The sequence below is a fragment of the Neisseria sp. P0021.S006 genome (genome assembly GCF_051956895.1).
This window is the reverse complement of sequence record NZ_JBQCWZ010000312.1, coordinates 1-1525: the sequence shown is the minus strand read 5'-3', so window position 1 is coordinate 1525 and position 1525 is coordinate 1. Positions and strand designations below refer to the sequence as shown.

Sequence of the window (1525 nt, the reverse complement as noted above, 5' to 3'; positions counted from 1 at the left end):
CGCCGAAATTGCCCGCGTCGAATTGGGCTATGTCCAAGACGGCGAAGTGTATTACCGAATCATCGACCGCCGCTAAACCCTGCAAAACAAAGGCCGTCTGAAAACATATTTTTCAGACGGCCTTTTTTATCGCAATCGCTATATAATCACATATCCCAAAATCAAATCACACCCATCATGTATGACGTAAACACCCACGATGTCCGCCGATTCTTTGCCAACGTCTGGCAACACAGGCTCGCACCGCTCCAATTGGACGGCCTGCAACAAAAAGCTTTGCGCATTATCGAAGCCCATCCCGAATACGGACACTATCTCGAAGACATCGAACAATATTTAGATAAAGAATGGTTGCCCGAAGACGGCGAAAGCAACCCATTCCTGCACATGTCTCTACACCTTTCCCTGCAAGAGCAAAGCACCATCAACCAGCCCCCGGGCATCCGTGCTATCCACCACCAACTTTGCGCCCGTTACAACGGCGACTGGGTCAAAGCCGAACACGATATGATGGAAGCCTTGGCAGAAACCATCTGGGAAGCACAACGCTACGGACGGGGCCTTGACGTCAATGCCTACATGACCCGCTTGCGGAAATTGGTCGGCTTAGGCCAAGAAGAAAAAGCCCGCCTCAATCCCCATGAAGTCGGCCTGATGGATACAAAATAACTTCTTTTCAGACGGCCTCACCCCATACAAATCCTTACGCTTGCCAAAGCCAACGTTTCCATCTTTCATGCTAAATTACTTTTTTAAAATCCGCATCACAAGGAAAACCAAAATGCTCCGCCCAGCCCTTACCGCCCTACTGCTAGCTGCCTCCCTACCCGTAGCAGCAGAAAGCCTCAACTACAACATCGTTGAATTTTCCGAATCCGCCAACATGGAAGTGCCGCGGGATACCATGACCGCGCATTTCAGCGTCAACGCAGAAGGCAAAGACCGTCAAGCCGTCAACCAAGTCTTCATGAAAAAATTTAACCAGTTCAACAAAATCTCTCAAAACAACAAATTTAAAGCCGAGTTGATGGAACGCAACGCATCCCCGCGCTATCAATATACCAACGGCAAACGCACCCAAACCGGCTGGGAAGAACACGCCTACTTCAAAGTAGAAAGCAAAGACTTTGAAGCACTCAACCGCCTGATTGCCGACAGCATCAATATCGCCGTTTTGGAGAACTCCTCATTTTCCGTATCCAAAGAAAAACGCGAAGAAACCGTCGACCAACTGAGCAAGGCCGTCATCCTGCGCTTCAAAGACCGCGCCCAAAACCTCGCCCAAACACTCGGCTTCTCCAGCTACAAAATCGTTAAACTCAACCTGGGCCACATCGGCAACCGCCAAGTCGGCGGCGACTTTGCACACGCCAAAATGTTGCGTGCAATCCCTGCTGCAGAAGTAGCTGCAGGAATAGAAGATGGCGTACCAGCCTCTCCGGGTTCAGAAGAAATCAGCCTGACCGTCAGCGGCTCGGTGCAAATGTAGGATTTTCTTTGAAATCATTTTAAAGGCCGTCTGAAA

General features: G+C 49.9%; 2 protein-coding genes. Both read left to right on the top strand.

Features of this window, described 5'->3' with window-relative positions; translation table 11 throughout:
- Positions 1 to 177: 177 nt before the first annotated feature.
- Positions 178 to 669 carry a DUF1841 family protein gene (locus ACTHUM_RS13650; RefSeq protein WP_107791802.1) on the top strand — a complete coding sequence of 164 codons (492 nt, stop codon included), beginning with the start codon at positions 178 to 180 and terminating at the stop codon, positions 667 to 669.
- Between the two features lie 112 nt (positions 670 to 781).
- Complete coding sequence (locus ACTHUM_RS13645) at positions 782 to 1489, top strand: SIMPL domain-containing protein (RefSeq protein WP_107791801.1); 708 nt, start codon at positions 782 to 784, stop codon at positions 1487 to 1489.
- The last annotated feature ends 36 nt before the right edge of the window (positions 1490 to 1525 follow it).

What these genes read in the sequence shown, in the direction of transcription:
- ACTHUM_RS13650 (WP_107791802.1), top strand. Translation starts at nt 178, where the DNA reads ATGTATGACGTAAACACCCACGATGTCCGCCGATTCTTTGCCAACGTC.
- ACTHUM_RS13645 (WP_107791801.1), top strand. Translation starts at nt 782, where the DNA reads ATGCTCCGCCCAGCCCTTACCGCCCTACTGCTAGCTGCCTCCCTACCC.